This window comes from Ruegeria sp. YTSC199 (assembly GCF_059609725.1).
In genome coordinates, this window is the sequence record NZ_JBXWMF010000041.1 from 1 (window position 1) to 17,824 (window position 17,824).

Consider the following 17,824-nt stretch of genomic DNA (forward strand, 5'->3'; position numbering starts at 1 on the left):
TTGGCGGTTACGATGAGCCAGAAACCCTCTCTTATCAAATCGACCTAAACTGTCCCATTGGCGCTGACGTCAGACAGGAGTGGGGATCACGAAAGTATCTTGTGGCCTCTTGTGATCAGTCGCTCAAGCGGATGGGGTTAGAATACGCAGATATCTTTTATTCCCACCGTTTCGATCCAGATACCCCTCTGGAAGAAACTATGGGGGCCTTAGACTATATAGTGCGCTCTGGGCGCGCACTTTACGTCGGAATTTCAAGCTACAACTCGCAACGAACGCGCGAAGCGCTGGCCATCTTGAAAGACCTTGGCACGCCGTGCCTGATTCATCAGCCGTCGTATAACCTACTCAACCGTTGGGTTGAGCGGGACGGGCTGTTGGATACGCTTGACGAATTGAACGTGGGATCGATTGCGTTCACGCCACTTGCCCAGGGTATTTTGACATCGAAGTATCTGAACGGCATTCCCGAAGACAGTCGTGCGACCCAAGGCAAGTCTCTATTGGACGGCATGATCAACGAACGTTCATTGACGAGTGTCAGGGCTCTAAACGATATAGCGGCGTCACGCGGTCAATCATTAGCTCAGATGGCGCTTGCTTGGGTGCTGAGAGGTGACCGGATTACGACAGCCCTTATCGGCGCTTCGCGTCCTGAGCAGATCGTGGATTGCGTAGGTGCGGTCCAGAATTTGGAATTTACCGAAGCGGAACTCGCTAAGATTGACGAGGTAAGCTCGGAAGAGGAAATCAATCTCTGGGCGCGATCCTCGGAAATTGAGTAAGATTGTTGACCACTGATTTTTGGTGCTAGCAGGTTCTTCTGCTTAATCGCATGGCGTTTCTGCTTTGGGCTCAAAGCGGTCATCTGACAACATCTGTCAGCCATCAAAGGCCTCCCAGTGCGCCGGAGGTCGGCAGTGCAGACCAAAGCAGACATTTGTGTTAGGCCACATGTATCCAGAAACCGATACGGGCCGACCTTTGGCTATTCTATCGTGAGAGCGCTATACCTTCGTAAATTCCATCCGATAAACGACTTCTTCGCCTGTCTTGGGGTCGATACCGGGAGCTCCACTAATCACCAATCTATCACCTTCGAGCACAAATGGACGTGAAAGGTCGCCGTGCCAGTTTGGGTTCCAAGACCCATCAACATGATGAACGACGCGGTCTTCTTCGAGCGAATAAGACGCGACGTAGGCAAGCATGTCGTCGAAAAGCTGGGCTTTTTCGCTCTCAGTCCAGCCATTTCGGCCTGAGTTCGGGCGATCTCGTCTGAAAACAGTGGCCATCATTCGCCCGTCTGCGTGGTATGCAATATAGCCAATTGGCTCGGGCCCCAGTGCATCGGTAATTTCACCCGTTGTCACCGACTGCCGCGTCCATGCATGCATTTTCCATGACCCAATCAAAGCGCTTCTGTCCAAAATCAAGCCCCTTGTATCCATCAGCGTTTAGACAGTATTCCACCAAACCTAGCCGAATTCCACCAAACCTAGCCGAACTTCCGTTGGTGTTAAGTAGGAAGTTCCTGGGTCAGCCAAGTTTGGTCACTCTGGGCTCGAAGCGATCATTCGCGGCAGTTGGTACGAACGACCACTCTGCGGGGTGATTTCAACGGACGAAACCGCCATTCGCCGCACCAGCAACGTTGTCAGATCCGAATTTCTGGAATGCGCAGATAGCAGACTTTGCAAAGTCGCGCAGAACGTCCCTTATCAAGCTTTTCGATATCGATCTCGGTTCCGCGCTAGTGATGTGCGTTTCGACCAGAGTATGGGTCGGCTCTCGCGCTGTCGTTGCCGCATGCGCAAGTTTGGTCGCAATGGTTTGGGTAGTAGAACGGGCAGAGTTCTTTCTCTGATCCTTGCGTTTGTCGACACTAATCACGTTAGACATTTGACGTTTGATACACGGTCATAGGTCGCTCTATTCAAAGCCTGCCGCGTTCAACTGGAAGGCCATATCAAGTTCAGGATAAACACCAAAACGAAAATGACCGGAATGAATATTAACGCCTGCTGTAACTTCGAGCGGTTCTCGAACCATCCCATGCTTCTTATGGCCCAATACGCACCGCCACACAAAAGCCCCGTGACTATGGCGTGTACCCAATCCATTAGCAGTCTTGCGATGGTAGCATGGTGACATCAGAGTAGCGGCCCTCAGCAGTCGTTATACGTGCGCAGGCACCCGTATCACGATTGAACCAATATGAGGTGAGACCTTCGGAGCGGATCAATTCATAGCCGAGGTTCTGAATGCCCATTTCCGCTTGCCCCGCGCGGGCACCCTCGAACGCAGATAGATCGGACGCACTGCCGACAGCAGGTTGACCTGGTGCTGCGGATGGGCTGGGCTCATCACAGGCCGCGAGGCCCAGGGCAGCAAATCCAATGGTTAGAGGAGCAAAAGATTTCATGGTCATTTCCCTTTTCAAAGTCGTGGGATTACTCAATTCCGATGCCAATATCGAAGGTAACTGGTTGCGCCCCGGCGTTGACGACCTCAACCACATGATCGCCGGATTGCCAGAGTTGGCCATAATAGGGCGTGTCTGAAGAGATCAGATCCAGCAGAAGCGAACCGTCAGGATTAAAAATCTCGTAGTCCAGCGCACCTCCGCGTGAGCTAACGTCCACCCTTAAAAACTGGCCATTTGCAGCGCCAAGCACATATCGGACTGATGTGTTTGCGTTCAGCGTGCCAGACAAAGCCGCTCCGCTGGTGCCTTTTGCGAACTGGACACGTTGTGTTCCCGAAACGACCGGTGGTACACCGTCTGAACCGGCCATTGCGCCTTGGCCGTCATCTGCGGCCTGTGCGACACTGAGTTCAGCGACTTGGCCATCGTTGGCGACGAGGCATCGCCAGACCGTCTCGCCGCGATCTTTCAGCATTACAAGCGAATTTGCTTCGGAAAACTCCGTTGAGAGCACCGTACCACCTTGCCCGTCGGGCCCGCCGACAGCACGTAATTGATCGATACAGCCGTCAATCGCCTCCTGTCCAACTTCCGCTGCGTAGCCGACTACGGGCGAGACGCAGAGGGACAAAGTTAAAACTATGAATCGCATCATTCTAAACTCCCTAATTTAATTGGATTTGGCAGCATCCCGTAAACCTTGCAGTACGCCGTCGCATTCGCTTGCTGCACCGACAATTGCCTCACCGCTGCCCTCAGTGTCCGGTGTTAATTCCCGCAGATTGCTAACTGCGCGGTTGAAGACTTGGTTCACTTCCTCTTTAGTCAGTAGATCCTCCTGCTGGGCAGCGCTGGCGATACCACAACCACCTGCTGACAAGCTCGTCACAATACCTACGCCTGCGCCAGTTCCGATGCCCAACATACCCACCGCCGATACCTCCAACGATCAGCCCAATATCAGTTTACCCACGCGTTCTCTCCCCAATGTTCGGAGTTGTCCATTAATTGTCACTGGCAAATGACACTGCGCCGTCTTCTGTACTGTGTCTCAGGGTTTGAAGTGTTTTGAGCGAACTTGGCGAGGCTAGAGAGTGCCTTCGTCCGATAACGACATGATGCCATCTGTTGCACCGTCACTATAGGCGATGCACTGCCAAGGAGCGCGGTCAGGCCCAACGCCGACGCGCACAAGGGTTCCGGCTTCAGAAAACTCTGAACCGAGCAGTGCAACATCAGGATTGTTGGTAGTTGCTGCGACATCACGAAGGCATGCCTGTTCCGCGGCAGTCGGCGTCGCTGAAGTGCCGCTAGTTGTGCTGCTGTCTTCGCAGGCGGCAAGAATTGTAGCTATTGGAACGACCAAAAGTATTTTTTTCATAGTACCCCTCAATCCTATTGTCACAGAATTGGTTCCAGGTGCCTTACGGCGGAAGCCTATTGTTTTCTATATTCAACAATACGATTTCGATACTATTGGTCAACAATTGTGTTTTGTTCGCGTTGGTTGACTTATTGTGCTTCGCGTCCAGTGATTGCAGCAGCCTCCGTTGATCAATTTTGTATTTTTTGTACTTCTTGGGATATGCAAGGCTTGGTCTTGAATGCCCGGTTTGGGCTGTGAGCGACCGCTTTGGCTCGCCGTACTGAAGGTCTGCTCCCAGCCTATTCCGTTGAAAAACTCTTGGGTTTGTCGTTTATATCTGCACAGCCGAGATCTTGGTCAGATAGCGGGTATCTTTTGGGTAGCCGGGATGAGCCTTGTGAGTTTTCTGAGGTTTTGGGCGGTGGCGGCGAGGTGGAATTCGTCCCGAGCGCCGCATGGGCCACGTAATCGAAGGCGCCCGAGACCGAGGATGCGCTTGAGATGGGCAAACAGCATCTCGACCTTCTTTCTGAGCTTGCACGAAATTACATATTGGGTGGTCTGGGAGATGGCACGAGCCACGTCTCGGGATGGTTCATGGATGGAGCGCGTCACCTTGCGCTGTGGCTCTTTCGGGCAGCATCGGCTCTTCAGGATGCAGGCGGCGCAGTCGGGTTTGCTGGCGCGGTAGCGCAGGATCCCATCCTTGTCCGGCCTGGGCTTTCTCGGTTTTGTGTAGGCGCGGCGATATTGTTTGAGTTCCTTGCCAGCAGGGCAGATATAGGCATCGTTTTCAACGTCAAAGGTGAAGTCGGTGCGCTCGAAGGTTCCATCGTTGCGGCCGGATTTGTCGATAACCGGGATATGTGGGGCGATGCCTTGATCGACGAGCCAACTCAGCATCGGTCCAGAGCCATAGGCGGTGTCTGCGATCAGCCTCTCAGGGTTCAGATCGTGGCGTTCGCGCACCCGGTCGACCATGGTTCGGGTCGCGCCAACCTCAGCTTGGCGGATCGACCGGGTTGCTTCCACGTCCAGGATCACTCCGTTGTCCGTGTCGATCAGATAGTTGGCTGAATAGGCAAAATAGGCGGGCCCACCCCGCGCGCCAGCCCATTGAGAGGCCGGATCGGAGTGCGAGGTGAACTTCGGTTTCACCGCACTTGCTGCACCGAAGGCGGCGTCATCCAACGTATCCAGGTATTCCCTAACGGCGCGGGGGTGCTTCTTCAGGGATGATTTTCTCAGGTGCCCAATCCCGCTGCGGTGAGGAATTCTGCCGGTTGGCATCAACTTGGATCAGGCTGGCGTCAGCTGCGAAGCGCTGCCCACTGGCCAACCCTTCCTCGATACAACGCGCTACAACCGTCTCGAACAAATGCCGCAAAAGATCACTGTCTCGGAAACGACCGTGCCGGTTTTTCGAGAAGGTCGACTGGTCCGGCACCGGATCAGTGAGATCTAGGCGACAAAACCAGCGGTAAGCGAGGTTGAGATGCACCTCGTCGCAGAGCCGTCGCTCGGACCTGATGCCCATCACGTAGCCTATCAGCAGCATCCGGATCATCAGTTCCGGATCAACGGACGGTCTGCCAGTCGAACTATAGAACGCAGCAAGGTGCCGGCGGATATCAGACAGTTCAACGAACCGATCTATACCTCGAAGAATATGGTCTTGCGGGACATGATCCTCAACCGAGAACTCGTAGAACAGTGACCCTTGTGCTTGCTGCCTTGGCCCCATCATCGCTCATTCTCCTGTTCAGTACAGGAATTGAATCAGCGACTTGCACGTCGATCAAGGAAGATTTTTTCAACAAGATAAGCCCAAACCCGACATTCAAACCCGAGCTTTGCAGTTACCAAGATGCGCGATCAATCTGCCGGATTTGTCAGCGCGACTTGGTTCCGGCACCGCTATTCTGGCAACCCTGCCCGGCGAAGTGCCTCAAAATAGCGTTCAGCGCCGTCAGAACCGCCATAGTCCACGTTGCTACGCCACTTCGAAATCGTTTCACTAGGTTCCATTTGCAGCATTTGCGCCAAAGCCACGGACGCTTTCTCAGGCTCCCCAAGCATTGCGTGAGCAGCGGCCCTCGTGCTGTGGAGCGCGGCATAGTTTTTTGAGAAGCGCAGACCTGCTTCTGCAAAGGCGATAGCATCATGATCTCGACCAAGCATTACGCAAGAGGTGGCGGCACCTCCGGAAGCACCCACGAAAACGGCTCCATATCGGCCCAACCGAAGCGCCGTCTGAAAGCAACTCAATGCCATTTTAGGAAACCCGGCCCAGTTGTATCCCCAACCCATAAACAAATGCAGGCGGGCATCTAATGGCGCTCGTTGCCGGATTTGCTCAAGCGCCACGGAAAGTCGATCCGCATCCCCATCCACATTGTAGTCAGCCACTGCAACACTCAGATCAAGCGTTGGGCTTTGCCCTGCCATCTGCCGTCCGGCCTCGATCCAGCGTGGCAATTTCTCATAGTAAGATGACAGCTCGCGACGAAGATCATAAGTTCTTGCGCCATTCATTGTCCAAATGGCTTCGGCATAGGCGGCAGCGAGGGTTGGTTTAGCCTCAATGGCCCTGGCGTGATATGCCAACGTCTCTTCGTAGCTGTCGATACCGGCATCCGACCAAGCGATCATGCCCATCAGGACGCACTGCTCGGCGGTCAGTTCGACTTCTGGCAATGCGGAGAGTTTTGCGGTCTCAGACTGAATCAAGATCCCACTAACCGCATCCAACAGCTTTTCTACGACCTCGTCCTGCCAATCGAAGATAGCTTCGACCAAACCGTCGAACTTCTGAGTCCAGATTTCAGAACCAGAAGGGTCATTTAAGCGGGCTTCCAAACGCAATCGGTCACCGTGTCTACGCAGCATGCCGCGAAGCGTATATCCCTCTGGTGGCTCCGTGGAGGATATCGCCGCGTTTAACCAGTTGATCGTTCGAAAATAAGAACCGAAATCTGAAGTGAGAGCTGCGGCCATTTCCTTTAGTTCAGTGCGTTGGTCGCTGCACGTCACAGGATGGATGGAGAGCTTTGGCAAGCTCGTCTCTGTGAAAGAATGCGAGCTTTGCGATGCGCCCTGGTGCGGTCCATCGTGAATCCACACATCCAGGCTGCGCTCGATGTTCTTGAGCTTCTTCTTCCCTACAGCTTTAAACGCGTCTGCCAGAGTGTGTTCAATGTTCAAGTGTACGGGTTCAGAAATAGCGATGCCACCGGTTGGCGCAATTCTCTCAAGGCGCGCGGCAATGTTTACACCGTCACCCAAGATGTCGTCACCTTTTTCTGTGATGTCTCCCACATGAACACCGATCCGCATGTTCATTAACGAGTGTTCAGCCAACTGCTCTTGTAGCTGCATTGCGGCGGTCACAGCTTGCGCCGCGCTGTCAAATCGCGCCAACCAACCATCACCCATGCTCTTCACGACCCGACCTGATTGGCCCGCTATTGTTGGGGTGACAATGTCACTTTCCAGGTGATCAAGCATTAGAAGTGTGGCTTGCTCATCTTTGTGCATGAGCGCCGAATATCCAACGACATCCGCGGCCAGTATTGCCGCCAACTTTCGTTGCAATTGTTGTCCCTTGCTCGACATGCTTTGACAATAGTAGATGCGGCTCTTCACTCCAACTGGCTGATTACGAAGCCCGCTCAGGGCTCTAGGACACCGTTCGCAACCCATAGCTACCATTCGTGCAGCAACCGGAGAATGTATGTTTCGAGTCTGTTTTTATCATAGGTTGATCGCAGGGATCGCTTCGCAATACGAACTTCCTAAGAGACGATCATGTAGTACTTCCGCAATTTTTCTGTGATCTCCCAGATCAACCTGCTCCCTTTTTTGATGAAAAACGTATCGCCAGCCGTGAAGGTCTCGGCGTCTCCGTCAGGATGCGTCAGTGTTACGGACCCAGAAATCACGGTCATCATTTCATGTACCGGATAGGCATCGATCTCTTCACGACAGGGTGGGCATTCCCAAACGCCCGAGAGAATAGTCTCGTCTTCGTTTGCAAACTTGAACCAGTTTCTTTCGTTCGTATCACTGGTCGTGAAGGAGCCAGGATCGGTGAAATCCGAGGCCACCATGTCGTTTGGGTTGGGTATCAGCCTGAAAGACATCGTTTTCATTGAAACTCCCTTGGTGCGAGGTGATCAATCGATGACTCGGCTTTTGATTCCCTCAGCTGTGATCATAGCACAAATCGGCTCGCGCCTGCATGGACGGCTTTGGCACAACCCGCTGCTAGGCATAGATATTGAAGACACGCTCGCCATCGCTGAAGCTACTAAGGTATAATTTTTTTAGGCCGCTTCCCAGCGGCCTTTATTGAAAAAATCTCGCAAGTACGACTATCAGTCCAGAGCAGGCTTTTTCACCCTGCCTTTCAGTTTCCGAAGTGCGGGACCAAGCGGCCACCGGAATAACGCCGTAGTAGGTCCATTTTTTCAGACCAAAATATAGTCAATCTAGAGCGCGCAATCTGCTTCCGGGACCGACAACGATTTAGCCTCGGTCGTTCAAATCCAATGCTCGATAAGTGCCCTCCGGCAATCCTGCCTTCCGGAAGGCATCAACGTAGGGCGCTATAAGAGCGTCCGGACGCTGGTAACGGCGATACACCCAAACAATGTCGGCGATTTTCACGCCGGGACGCGCGGATTCAAGCCGGTTGCGGGCGCGCTCAAGTTCGTCCGCGCTTCCGAGTTTGGCGAGAGCGGTAACTTCGGGAATCATCGACCACCAATAATCCAGAAGCACGCCCTTTCGCGCTTCGGCAAGTGCAAGTTCGTACTCGCCCTTGTGAAAGTGGTATTCCGAGAGCGCTTGATGCCAGTCCTTGATGGTCGATCCTGGGTCGAGGTCGATAGCCCGCCTCAGGAGCGCCGCGCCCAGATCGAAACGCCCGGTCCAGACCAGCCAGTAGCCGAATTCCGCCTCCACGCTGCGGTCGCCTCCAATAGCGAGCGCGTCCTCCGCCTCGGCGAAAAAGCCGTCGCGATCCCCATTCATGAGCAGAAGAATACCCAAGATAAGTCGGACACGGGCCGAGTTTGGGTTGAGTGCCTTGGCTTCGTTGGCGGCAGCCAAAGCTCGGTTGAGTTTTTCCTCATATGTGCCAGCATAGCGATCCCCAAAAAAGCTTAGATCTACACGCAATGCCTCGGCCAGCTGCGCCCAGGCGCGCCAATAATCCGGCTCTTCCGTGATTACCCTTTCAATGCAACCATGGACCCGCTTCTGCACATCCGGTCTATCGTACAAATCGTCATAAAACATGGTGCATTCATACGACGACAATCGTTCCGGCGGTTTTGCCCGTGCCCGCCTTTCGTCTGTTCGCCTGATGGCGCCGCGCGTGTCACCAATCGCAACTGCAACGCGCTCGGTGATCCGAGATTGCACATCAAAGAGATTGGCGGTCGTAAGGTTCTCATCGAACGCCTCGGACCAGACCTGCGCTCTGCTCTGGGTGTCGATCAGGCGTGCCGTAACTCGCAGACGATCACCCGCTTGTCGTACCGTACCTTCAAGCACCAAATCGGCACCCAAGGCTTCACCGATACCGCGCACATCCTGATGTTGCCCGCGGTAGGAGAAAGTGGTGTGCCGCGATAAGACGTTGAGGTCGCGATAGCGTCCGAGTTCGATAATCACATCCTCGCTGATGCCATCGGACAAGTAATCTTTCGACGGGTTTCCACTTAGGTTCTCGAACGCCAAAACCGCTATCGTAGGACCTGTAGGCCGGGTCAGAGCCGTAGCCTCGTCAAAAGGAACGGCTTCATTGGCACCCCAGCGATGCATGCCTTGCCAAACCACAAATGCCGCAGTGATCAGAAGCGCTCCGCCTATTGCCACCTGAACGCCACGGCTCCTAACCCAGCTGCGGCGGCTGATTGCTCGGCTCTGAGGATTTACATGATAAATTCGCACCGGCTCAGAAATGTTCTTCAGGCGGGTTTCGCCCAAGTATTCGAAACCAACGTTAGCTTTGCCGGCTGCCTGAGTTGCAACAACTTCAGACACGCAAACGCTACCAGGCTCCGCCAACTCCTCAATCCGTGCCGCGACATTTACACCGTCACCATAAAGGTCATCGCCATCGATCATCACGTCGCCAAGATTTATGCCGATCCTCAATTCAAGCTGCTCTTCAGGAGACAGGTTGTCGTTTCTCTTCGCCAGTTTCGCTTGGATTTCAGCCGCGCAGTTCACTGCATCAACGACCGAAGCAAACTCCACGAGCGTTCCGTCACCCATTAGTTTGACGATGCGACCATGATGTTTCTCAACCTGTGGATCGAACAGCTCCGAACGAAGTGCTTTGAGAGCGTTCAAAACGCCGATCTCATTCGCGCCCATCAAGCGTGAATAACCAACCACATCAGCGGCCAAGATCGCGGCAAGTCGACGTTCCATTGGTGAAGTTTACGTCAGAAAGGTTCGCCATTCCAAGAAACGTCAAAACACAATCTGGTATGCACGCTTGATCGGTGGACGCTACGGTAAAAAACGAAAAGAACCTAACTGCTGAAACACTGGACCTGAACGAATACTCCCAGCCGATTGTGTTGAAAAAATCCAAGTTCGCGCAAATTCGAATGCAAAATTGCCCTTACAGGCCCGATTGAAATTTTTAGCCGAAAGGTCGGCCTAAATCAGTTGCTGGCCGCCAGCGAGTGTCTCAACGCTCGTCATCGATATCGGTGGTGATCTATTGCGATTGATCGAGGTTCGCAGAAAATTTAGGCTTTCCAGTTTTTTGAGTATTTCAACACAGTCAGCCCGAACCGGACCTTCAAAACCAAGCTTTGGTATTCTAGCGATGCGGAGAGGCTGTATGAAAACTCCGGCCCATGAGCTCTCTCGTCGCGCTCGATTTCGGCGCCTGTGCAAAAGCTCTCTTAGAAGTGCGAGAGAACACACATAGAGGCTGTTTTCGGCGTTTTTCGCCGGACAGTCAGAGTTTTTACACAGTCTCCGGACAAAGCCGCCGATTGATATACGGCACTAAGATTGGTCGGAGTAGACCACGGTATTTCGGGACTTTCTGGTCATTCAGTTTGGGTTCTCCAACCATTTGGTTGCACTTTCGCGAACGTCATCGGGAATCTCTGTGGCCTGGCGGGTTTCAAGGCTTAGCAGCACGCATTTGAATTCGGTTTCGAACGCCATCTTGTTGCCGTCAACTCGAAAAAGCCGATGCCTAAAGGTCATGGATTTAGAGCCAATCGCTACAACTTCTGTCTCCAGCCGTATCGAGTCGCCAGCAGTAAGCTCTGCGCGGAAATCGCTTTGGGCGTTGACAACGGCGAATGAAACCCGGCGTCCCGTACGCATATCGTTTGCGGTTAACCCCATTTCAGATTGAATGGCTAGTACACCGTCGGAACATGCGGCGAAGTACCTCGAAACATTCATATGTCCAAGAAAATCGCAATCCGTTGGATCAACGACCGAGCGAAATGAAACCATTGCTGACATGTGGTTGCTCCTCTCGAAATTGCATAGAATTCTTACAAGAATGGGCATTGCATGTCATCTTGTGGAACAATCGGCCAAGTATAGACCAGCATTTTGGTAAGTCTTAAGAAATGGAGTGTGCGATGCCCTCAATTGAAATTCAGGTGCTTGAAGGTGTGTTTTCGGCAGAAGAAAAAGGCAGGATAATACAAAATGTCACCAAGGCCTTCGGCGAAGTCGCCGGGCAAACAATACAAAATGGAACGTCTGTCCGGTTGCTAGAAGTAAGCAGCGGTTCATGGGGTTACGCGGGAAACATTCTAACTACACAAGACGCTTTGGAGATGCGCGCCCGCGGTTGACAAAACATCTTAGGACCGGGTCAGTTTTCGGCAGCTTTGGCCCACAGCAGTCATTTTCTGCGGGTTGCATACTTGGCTTGTCGCAGCCCGAAACGGACCTTCACCAGCGAGCTGTCTAGAGCCCGAGAAGCAGACACATCGGTTGATCGACATCGAACCTGAAGCGGACAAGCGCTCATAGCGGACATCAAAGAACATAGGCATCCTACTTCGCCAAACCAGCTACCGCGTGGTCGTGAGAGGTATGCGGTCGATGCATGTTGAGAATGCGTCGAGCTTCATTCGATTGCCCGGAAATTGCAAGCGCATGAGCCAACGTAAACTCGACAATGTCGCGTTGCGCCCGGCTGCCGCCAAGGCGTTCGTGCTCAGACATGACACTTACAAATTTCTCAATCGCTTCATCCGCATTTCCATCCGCCAACGCACGGAATGCGCCTGCGACAGAGGCAACGGTGGGGCCTGCGGGGCCCTTTGCGCCGTCAATGGTTGTTTCCAGACGCTCTCTGTTTCCAGCCATCGCATGCGCAAGAGCAGCGTGAACATCCGCAAAAGCCAAGCCAGGTGAAGGAAAGAACTGAACAGCATAGTCGCTGAGTTGTTGCCAACGCTCCTGAGGAATTTGCTCACCAGCCAAAAAGGCGCGGTGAACAATTGCCACACTATCAGTCAGAACGTTCAGTGGCGGCGCAGGAGGTCGGTCGGGGGAAACGTAATCATCAAACAGCTTCCACATACCCGTCACATCGCCGCTCTCAAGCGCCCATAGAGCTTCGTGCCAACTGAGATGGCAGTGCAGATACGCTGTGAAGGGATAGTCTTGCCAGAACTCGCGCAGATAAGCGTAGCCAGCGTCCGTCTCCCCGTTCTCATAGTAGAGATGGGCCCTGACATGTGCACTGTGCGCGCTGTCTGGCCTCAACTCAAGCGCGCGCTCGATGTTTTCCGCGGCGGGGCCGATCTGTCCGGCCTCCATCTGGGCAAACGCATGCTGGCAGAGAAACCACCAGTCGTCGCCATAGTGTGGCTTCAACATGGTTGTGTACACAAGCTGCTCCGCCTCGCGTCCAGCCTGACCTGAAAACCCTATTAGGCCAAATACGCTGGTACATGTCTGAGCCAGCAAAATATCTCGCGGATGGTCTGCGACGTGATCTCGGATGCGCCTGTAAGCCTGCGGTGCACGCCCCTCAATGAGATCGTTGATAAGTTCGATCTGGGCGGCTTCGCGCGGGCTGACGCCTTGCGAAAGTTCCTTTGCGACGGCTAATTCTCGCTTTGCATCTTGTCCGCGCCCGACGGTTACAAGATAGCGTGCAAGGCCAACATGGGGCATGGCAAAACTATCATCTGCCTGCATTGCAGAACGGAAAGCTTCTTCAACATCGTCAAAAGCACCCAGAAAACGGTCGATGCCTTCAACATAGGCGTCACGTGCAGTTTGTGATGTTGTGGTTAGCGGGCTTCCGTACCGATCTTCGAGCATCCAAACCTTCCACTATCTGTTCCAAACCTGTCCGTCAGTGAGCTAAATGAGCATGCTTAACCATAAACGAGTCAAAGGAAATCGACGTTTCGAGGTGCCACGATTTCAGCATCAGTTTCTTTCAGAAGCCTCCTAAAATCATCGAAATTTCGTTCAAACCATAGTTGCTTCACCAAATCCAGATTTTCCAAAATTGGACTCCGAAAGCAATTTTGAGGATTATTCCATACGGCTCGACCCACGTCCGGTTAGAGGAGAACGTAGGGATGGTAATACACAATCGCCCACTCATTGATACGGCTTGGTTGGCAAATAACCTGACTGACCCGAAACTGCGCATCATTGATGTTCGCTGGAAGTTTAGGGAGGAAAACGGCAAGGGCGTGGCCTATGACGATAGGAGCGAGTTCCAAGCCGAGCACATTCCTGGCGCAGTGTATGTTGGCATGTCGACAGAGCTTGCAGACGGCACTGAGAACGTTCCCGATATGATGCTTGGGCCAGAGGATTTTGGGGAAAAGATGCGCGAGTTGGGTGTTTCCAACGACAGTCATGTCGTGGTCTACGATGACTCCGGGCTTCCGCTGGCTTCCGCGCGTCTTTGGTGGGCACTTTCGCACTATGGACATAAAAACGTGCAGGTCTTGGACGGCGGCTTGCAGCAATGGAAACTCGAAAGTCGACCCACTGAAACTGGCGATCTAACCGTTGAGCACGGTGACTTTGAACCAACAGTGCAGGGTAATTGGATTGCCCACAAAGCTGATGTTCTGCACGCGATAGGTAAGCCCGGAGTCAGAATTGTGGACTTTCTGCCAAACGACCTCTTCCGAGGCGACGGCCTTCACACATGGGGAGGTCGCTCGGGACATATCCCCAGTGCCGTCAACATACCGGCGATATCGAACATCGATCCGGATTTGGCACACACACCCATTGCTGAGCGGGCAGCGAAACTAAAGGAACGAGGCTCATTCAGGTTGGCGGATCGCCTCCGCCTCCTTCAGCACTATCAGGACAAGGGAATTCAAACCGACGACGAGGTTATCGCGTATTGCGGTCGCGGTATTGCCGCCTCTTGCGGTCTCCTTGCGCTTCGCCACATGGGGTTCGACAAGTCGCGCCTCTATGATGGTTCTTGGGCTGAGTGGAGCGCCGATCAAAGCCTTCCGATTGAAACGTCCTGAAACCCCTGTGCGGAGAGGAATGGTTTAAACCGGCGCTCTCTTTGTCCGCTGAACTCGTTTAAATGCAAAAGAGCTTGTCCGCGTTTCACAAAGTATAGCATCAGTTCTTTTTTACTCGATCACTACTTGTAGATTGCAGCGTATCGAGGTGCGAAGAACTTAACGAAGCCTCTAACCTCTGGCCGACGATAGGCTTCCGGCGAAATGAGCATTAGGTGCGGCACCGCAAGTTCGGGGATTTCGTCGAAGCATCGGAGAAAAGACATGTCTGCTTCAACCAGCTTGACATTACTGATCCCAAGACCTTGCCCTGATCTGATCGCCGCATGCATTAGCTCCAGTTCAGTGAAAGACATGACGATCTGTTCCGGTGCCACGTGATTGGTCAACCATTCGTGGAAAACATTCGGTACATCGTCCCGCTGAAAGGTAACAAACTGATGCCCGGCCAGATCATTTGTTGACCCCGGCAGGCCAAATTTGTCCGCGTAGTTTTTGCTGCCGAACAAAGACCAGCGTGCCGTGCTAATCTTCCGGCAGATCAGGTCAGGATCAGGATCGGTTCTCGCAAGGCGCAACGCTATGTCTGCCTCCCCGGCCATCAGGTCCAGCGCCCGAACGCTGGACAAAAACTCGAATGCGACATCCTGATTGTCGGCGGAAAACGCGTTTACGATTTCGATCATGCGTGCTGAGAAGTTTGCCGAATAAGCGGTGATACGGATGGGTTGTGTCGACGTCAATTCTTTCGCGCAGTCGGTAAATTCGAGGACTGAAGCCTCAATTGCTTCGGCGAGGGGAACAAGGCGCAGCGCTTCTCGCGTCGGCTTGAACCCGTGCGTACCGCGCTCAAACAGCGTCAACCCCGTTTCTTTTTCGAGAACATCAATGCGCCGGGCAACCGTTGGTTGGGAGACCTGTAGCTTTTTGGAGGCCGCAAGCGTCGATCCTTCTCTGAAAACAGAGAGGAACACGCGAATATCCGACCAGTTTCGGAACCCGTTCTTCATTTTTTTAGATCAGCACAATTTTGTGCTGGATACCAGAAAAACGGGTGAACAGTTACTCTTGTTGCGACAGCGCAAGTAAGTCGGAAAGGACCACGAGATGGCTTCCCATACAATGTCACCCAGCATCTGGACCGTATTTGGTGGACTGTTTGGTTGGACCAAGAGAGGCCTCCCCGAAAACCGGGAATCACGGCCTACAGCCGACGATCTTCACTCAGAACGCGACTATATTAACGACGTGATCTGGAGTAATCCGGACGCATTTTTGAGTGAACTGGACGTGCAGAACATGATGAATCTGTATCCGGGAAGGTTCTGACGACATTTGGTGACAATCGGCCGGGTATGGCGATTGGATCACACCAAAGGCAGCTGCAAGCTGGAAGTGACAGCCACGTACCTGTGTTGTAGCCATAGAGTTAGCACCAACACGAGACCTTCTGTGCATTACGTCTTTCGCTGCGGTCGTTCGAACGCCTGATCAATGGCTGCACGTCTGGCCCTTCATTGGGGCTTCAACGGCGACAATTAAGTTCGGACAAAAGATTGCAGCACCAATCACGACGACAACGATACCTGAGGGGGGCTCTTGAACCGTGCCTTTCAGCGAGCCCGCGGAAGAACCGAGGCCAAGTCATTTCGGTCTATCAATCCCTTTTACGCGCCATGACGATAAATTGGGTCATCGAAAAAAAGAAGCGTCCAACTTTTGCAAGGCTGAGCTGCTCGTCAAACCACGATTGCGCAACAGCGGGATCAACATGGCCATTTGCAACAGCGTATTGCTTCATGAGGTGCATCATCATGATTGCGAGACCATCAGGCTTTAACTGGTGATCTGTCATTGTGAACGACAAGACATCTTCCACGCGGTCACCACGAGCCTTTATCAGTGCGGGCAGTCTTTCCGGGACGGAACCACTCACAAAGTGCAGGTTCCAGGATGTCAGCATCTTTTGCATTCTGTCGGGCTCGTCGCTGAACCAAATCAAGCTGCCAAAGTGTAGATCGCTGATGACAAGGCGCCCACCGGGTTTGACGCACCGCAGCGTGTCAGCCAATGCACCGTCTACGTCTTCGATGTACTCAAAGACCTGTACCGAGACGGCCTTGTCAGCACGTTCATCCTCAATGGGCAAGTGATTTGCGGAACCTGCACGAAACTCCACGTTTGCGTAGTCGCTGCATCGTTCTTTTGCGGCTGCTGTCATGTCCTCGCTTGGGTCGATCCCGATGACATAACCATCCGAGCCAACTGCGCGAGCCAACTCTGCCGTTAACAGACCGTTGCCACAACCAATGTCCAAAATAGTTTCACCGGGAGCAGGGCACAGCGCATCAAATGAAGCCTGTCTTCGCCGTGTCAACTCAGCTCCCTGATAGGCAATTTCAAGTAATCTCGTTGTCTCAGCGTCAAACTTAAGCAACTCTCCCCCCTTACAAAGCCCACAAGTCTCCAAACCTTATCAGAAAATGGGTTATCTACGAAAAGCCGGACGGATCATCGAGGCTTGAACATAGATCCACCAATATAACTAACGGCGCCGACTTGATCCAACGAATGGGACAACCCCGAGAGCGAAGGACGCTTCTGACTTCTTGTTGGACCAGTTTTTCGTCACTGTTCGAAAGTTAAAACAACATCAATTCAAGGAATGTCGAGGCCATTCTCCCGTCCAAAATCGGTGTAGAAGGTGTCACTGCGGTATCGGATTAATGTGGCCTCATCCGCTTGCCTTGGATCGTTGCCAGGACTTTGGACACCTGTTCCTTCTATGAAGCGGTTCACGAGACTAAAGACACCACAGACCTGTATAGCATCGAACAACGCACTCTCCGACCAGCCTGCCGCGTAGACCGCATTTGCGTCGGCTTCCGTCATTCGTGATGGCGAGACAGTAAGCTTTTCAATGTATGCCAGTAACGGTTTGAGATGATCCTCGACGGGTGCCGTATCGCGATCTTCCATCAGTGCCTCGATTGTCTCGACCTCAATTCCGTAGGCTTTGGCGAAAACGATGTGTGCTCCAAGGCAATACGCACAAGCATTCAAACCCGAGACATAGGCTGCAATTAATTCACGTTCGGCAACCGAGAGGTCGCTCTCGCCCCTCATCACAAGACTTTCGTACGCACAAAGCGGAGAAAGTTTGTCTGGAAAGGCTTGATAGACACTTCCAAGTGTCGCGTTCTCCGGCAGAGATGGAAACAGGCGTTTCATTCTATTTTCTTTCAATATTGCTTTGGATGATTTCGTCTCAAAGTGAGGAACCAACGTTGTTTACGCAACTTTAACGCAATTCCGGGTTCCGCACAGAGATTCTGTTGGAATACTGCGAACGGTTAGTTTGCCTGACGACACCCCAGAATGTTCGCCGTTTGGTGAAAGGCAATTTCTTTTGAGCCGTTCTCGTAAATTTGCAAAGTCTGGTTTTGCGCGTCGCCGTCATTGGGGCACCGCGCAGCATCGATCAAAGTGGGCTTCCTGACACCTTCG

Annotated in this window: 16 protein-coding genes and 1 pseudogene; 3 read left to right on the forward strand and 14 right to left on the reverse strand. The window is 53.0% G+C overall.

Annotated elements, in window-relative coordinates; translation table 11 throughout:
- On the forward strand, nt 1–785 hold a 785-nt coding region (locus tag AC2FEE_RS24150; RefSeq protein ID WP_496867992.1), incomplete at its 5' end, for an aldo/keto reductase.
- A gap of 222 nt (nt 786–1,007) precedes the next feature.
- On the opposite strand, the gene AC2FEE_RS24155 is transcribed toward AC2FEE_RS24150, so the two are convergent.
- The 10 genes and pseudogenes from AC2FEE_RS24155 to AC2FEE_RS24200 all read right to left on the reverse strand — a co-directional run bounded on the left by AC2FEE_RS24155 (nt 1,008) and on the right by AC2FEE_RS24200 (nt 11,303).
- Complete coding sequence (locus tag AC2FEE_RS24155; protein WP_481669231.1) at nt 1,008–1,451, reverse strand: lipocalin-like domain-containing protein; 444 nt, start codon at nt 1,449–1,451, stop codon at nt 1,008–1,010.
- Between the two features lie 671 nt (nt 1,452–2,122).
- Nucleotides 2,123–2,425, reverse strand: a complete 303-nt coding sequence (locus tag AC2FEE_RS24160) for a hypothetical protein (protein WP_481669230.1) — start codon at nt 2,423–2,425, stop codon at nt 2,123–2,125.
- Nucleotides 2,426–2,453: 28 nt separating this feature from the next.
- Nucleotides 2,454–3,083: a hypothetical protein gene (locus tag AC2FEE_RS24165; RefSeq protein ID WP_496686221.1), complete on the reverse strand. Its 630-nt coding sequence runs from the start codon at nt 3,081–3,083 to the stop codon at nt 2,454–2,456.
- Between the two features lie 15 nt (nt 3,084–3,098).
- A complete protein-coding gene (locus tag AC2FEE_RS24170) occupies nt 3,099–3,353 on the reverse strand; it encodes a hypothetical protein (RefSeq protein WP_481669228.1) in 255 nt (84 codons plus the stop codon).
- Nucleotides 3,354–3,515: 162 nt separating this feature from the next.
- Nucleotides 3,516–3,809: a hypothetical protein gene (locus tag AC2FEE_RS24175; protein ID WP_481669227.1), complete on the reverse strand. Its 294-nt coding sequence runs from the start codon at nt 3,807–3,809 to the stop codon at nt 3,516–3,518.
- Nucleotides 3,810–4,151: 342 nt separating this feature from the next.
- Nucleotides 4,152–5,541: pseudogene (locus AC2FEE_RS24180) on the reverse strand (IS1182 family transposase).
- Nucleotides 5,542–5,711: 170 nt separating this feature from the next.
- Nucleotides 5,712–7,409, reverse strand: a complete 1,698-nt coding sequence (locus AC2FEE_RS24185) for an adenylate/guanylate cyclase domain-containing protein (RefSeq protein ID WP_496867993.1) — start codon at nt 7,407–7,409, stop codon at nt 5,712–5,714.
- A gap of 179 nt (nt 7,410–7,588) precedes the next feature.
- Nucleotides 7,589–7,945, reverse strand: coding sequence for a cupin domain-containing protein (locus AC2FEE_RS24190; RefSeq protein WP_282022465.1), 357 nt, complete (start codon nt 7,943–7,945; stop codon nt 7,589–7,591).
- Nucleotides 7,946–8,321: 376 nt separating this feature from the next.
- Nucleotides 8,322–10,238, reverse strand: a complete 1,917-nt coding sequence (locus AC2FEE_RS24195; protein WP_496867994.1) for an adenylate/guanylate cyclase domain-containing protein — start codon at nt 10,236–10,238, stop codon at nt 8,322–8,324.
- Nucleotides 10,239–10,877: 639 nt separating this feature from the next.
- Entirely contained in the window at nt 10,878–11,303 is a 426-nt protein-coding gene (locus tag AC2FEE_RS24200) for an acyl-CoA thioesterase (protein ID WP_496727295.1), read from the reverse strand.
- 122 nt (nt 11,304–11,425) lie between these two features.
- On the opposite strand from AC2FEE_RS24200, the gene AC2FEE_RS24205 reads away from it, so the two are divergent.
- Nucleotides 11,426–11,644 carry a tautomerase family protein gene (locus tag AC2FEE_RS24205; RefSeq protein ID WP_496674395.1) on the forward strand — a complete coding sequence of 73 codons (219 nt, stop codon included), beginning with the start codon at nt 11,426–11,428 and terminating at the stop codon, nt 11,642–11,644.
- A 205-nt stretch (nt 11,645–11,849) separates the two neighbouring features.
- Here AC2FEE_RS24205 and AC2FEE_RS24210 read toward each other — a convergent pair whose 3' ends face one another.
- Nucleotides 11,850–13,130: a tetratricopeptide repeat protein gene (locus tag AC2FEE_RS24210; protein ID WP_496867995.1), complete on the reverse strand. Its 1,281-nt coding sequence runs from the start codon at nt 13,128–13,130 to the stop codon at nt 11,850–11,852.
- Nucleotides 13,131–13,396: 266 nt separating this feature from the next.
- Between AC2FEE_RS24210 and AC2FEE_RS24215 the strand changes: the two genes are divergently transcribed.
- On the forward strand, nt 13,397–14,317 hold the full coding sequence (locus AC2FEE_RS24215; RefSeq protein ID WP_282121516.1) for a sulfurtransferase: 921 nt from the start codon (nt 13,397–13,399) through the stop codon (nt 14,315–14,317).
- A 122-nt stretch (nt 14,318–14,439) separates the two neighbouring features.
- On the opposite strand, the gene AC2FEE_RS24220 is transcribed toward AC2FEE_RS24215, so the two are convergent.
- The 3 genes from AC2FEE_RS24220 to AC2FEE_RS24230 form a co-directional block, all read right to left on the reverse strand.
- On the reverse strand, nt 14,440–15,327 hold the full coding sequence (locus AC2FEE_RS24220) for a LysR family transcriptional regulator (RefSeq protein WP_496721134.1): 888 nt from the start codon (nt 15,325–15,327) through the stop codon (nt 14,440–14,442).
- A 647-nt stretch (nt 15,328–15,974) separates the two neighbouring features.
- Nucleotides 15,975–16,754 carry a methyltransferase domain-containing protein gene (locus AC2FEE_RS24225; protein WP_282121514.1) on the reverse strand — a complete coding sequence of 260 codons (780 nt, stop codon included), beginning with the start codon at nt 16,752–16,754 and terminating at the stop codon, nt 15,975–15,977.
- Between the two features lie 221 nt (nt 16,755–16,975).
- Nucleotides 16,976–17,548: a carboxymuconolactone decarboxylase family protein gene (locus AC2FEE_RS24230; protein WP_496867996.1), complete on the reverse strand. Its 573-nt coding sequence runs from the start codon at nt 17,546–17,548 to the stop codon at nt 16,976–16,978.
- Between the last annotated feature and the right edge of the window lie 276 nt (nt 17,549–17,824).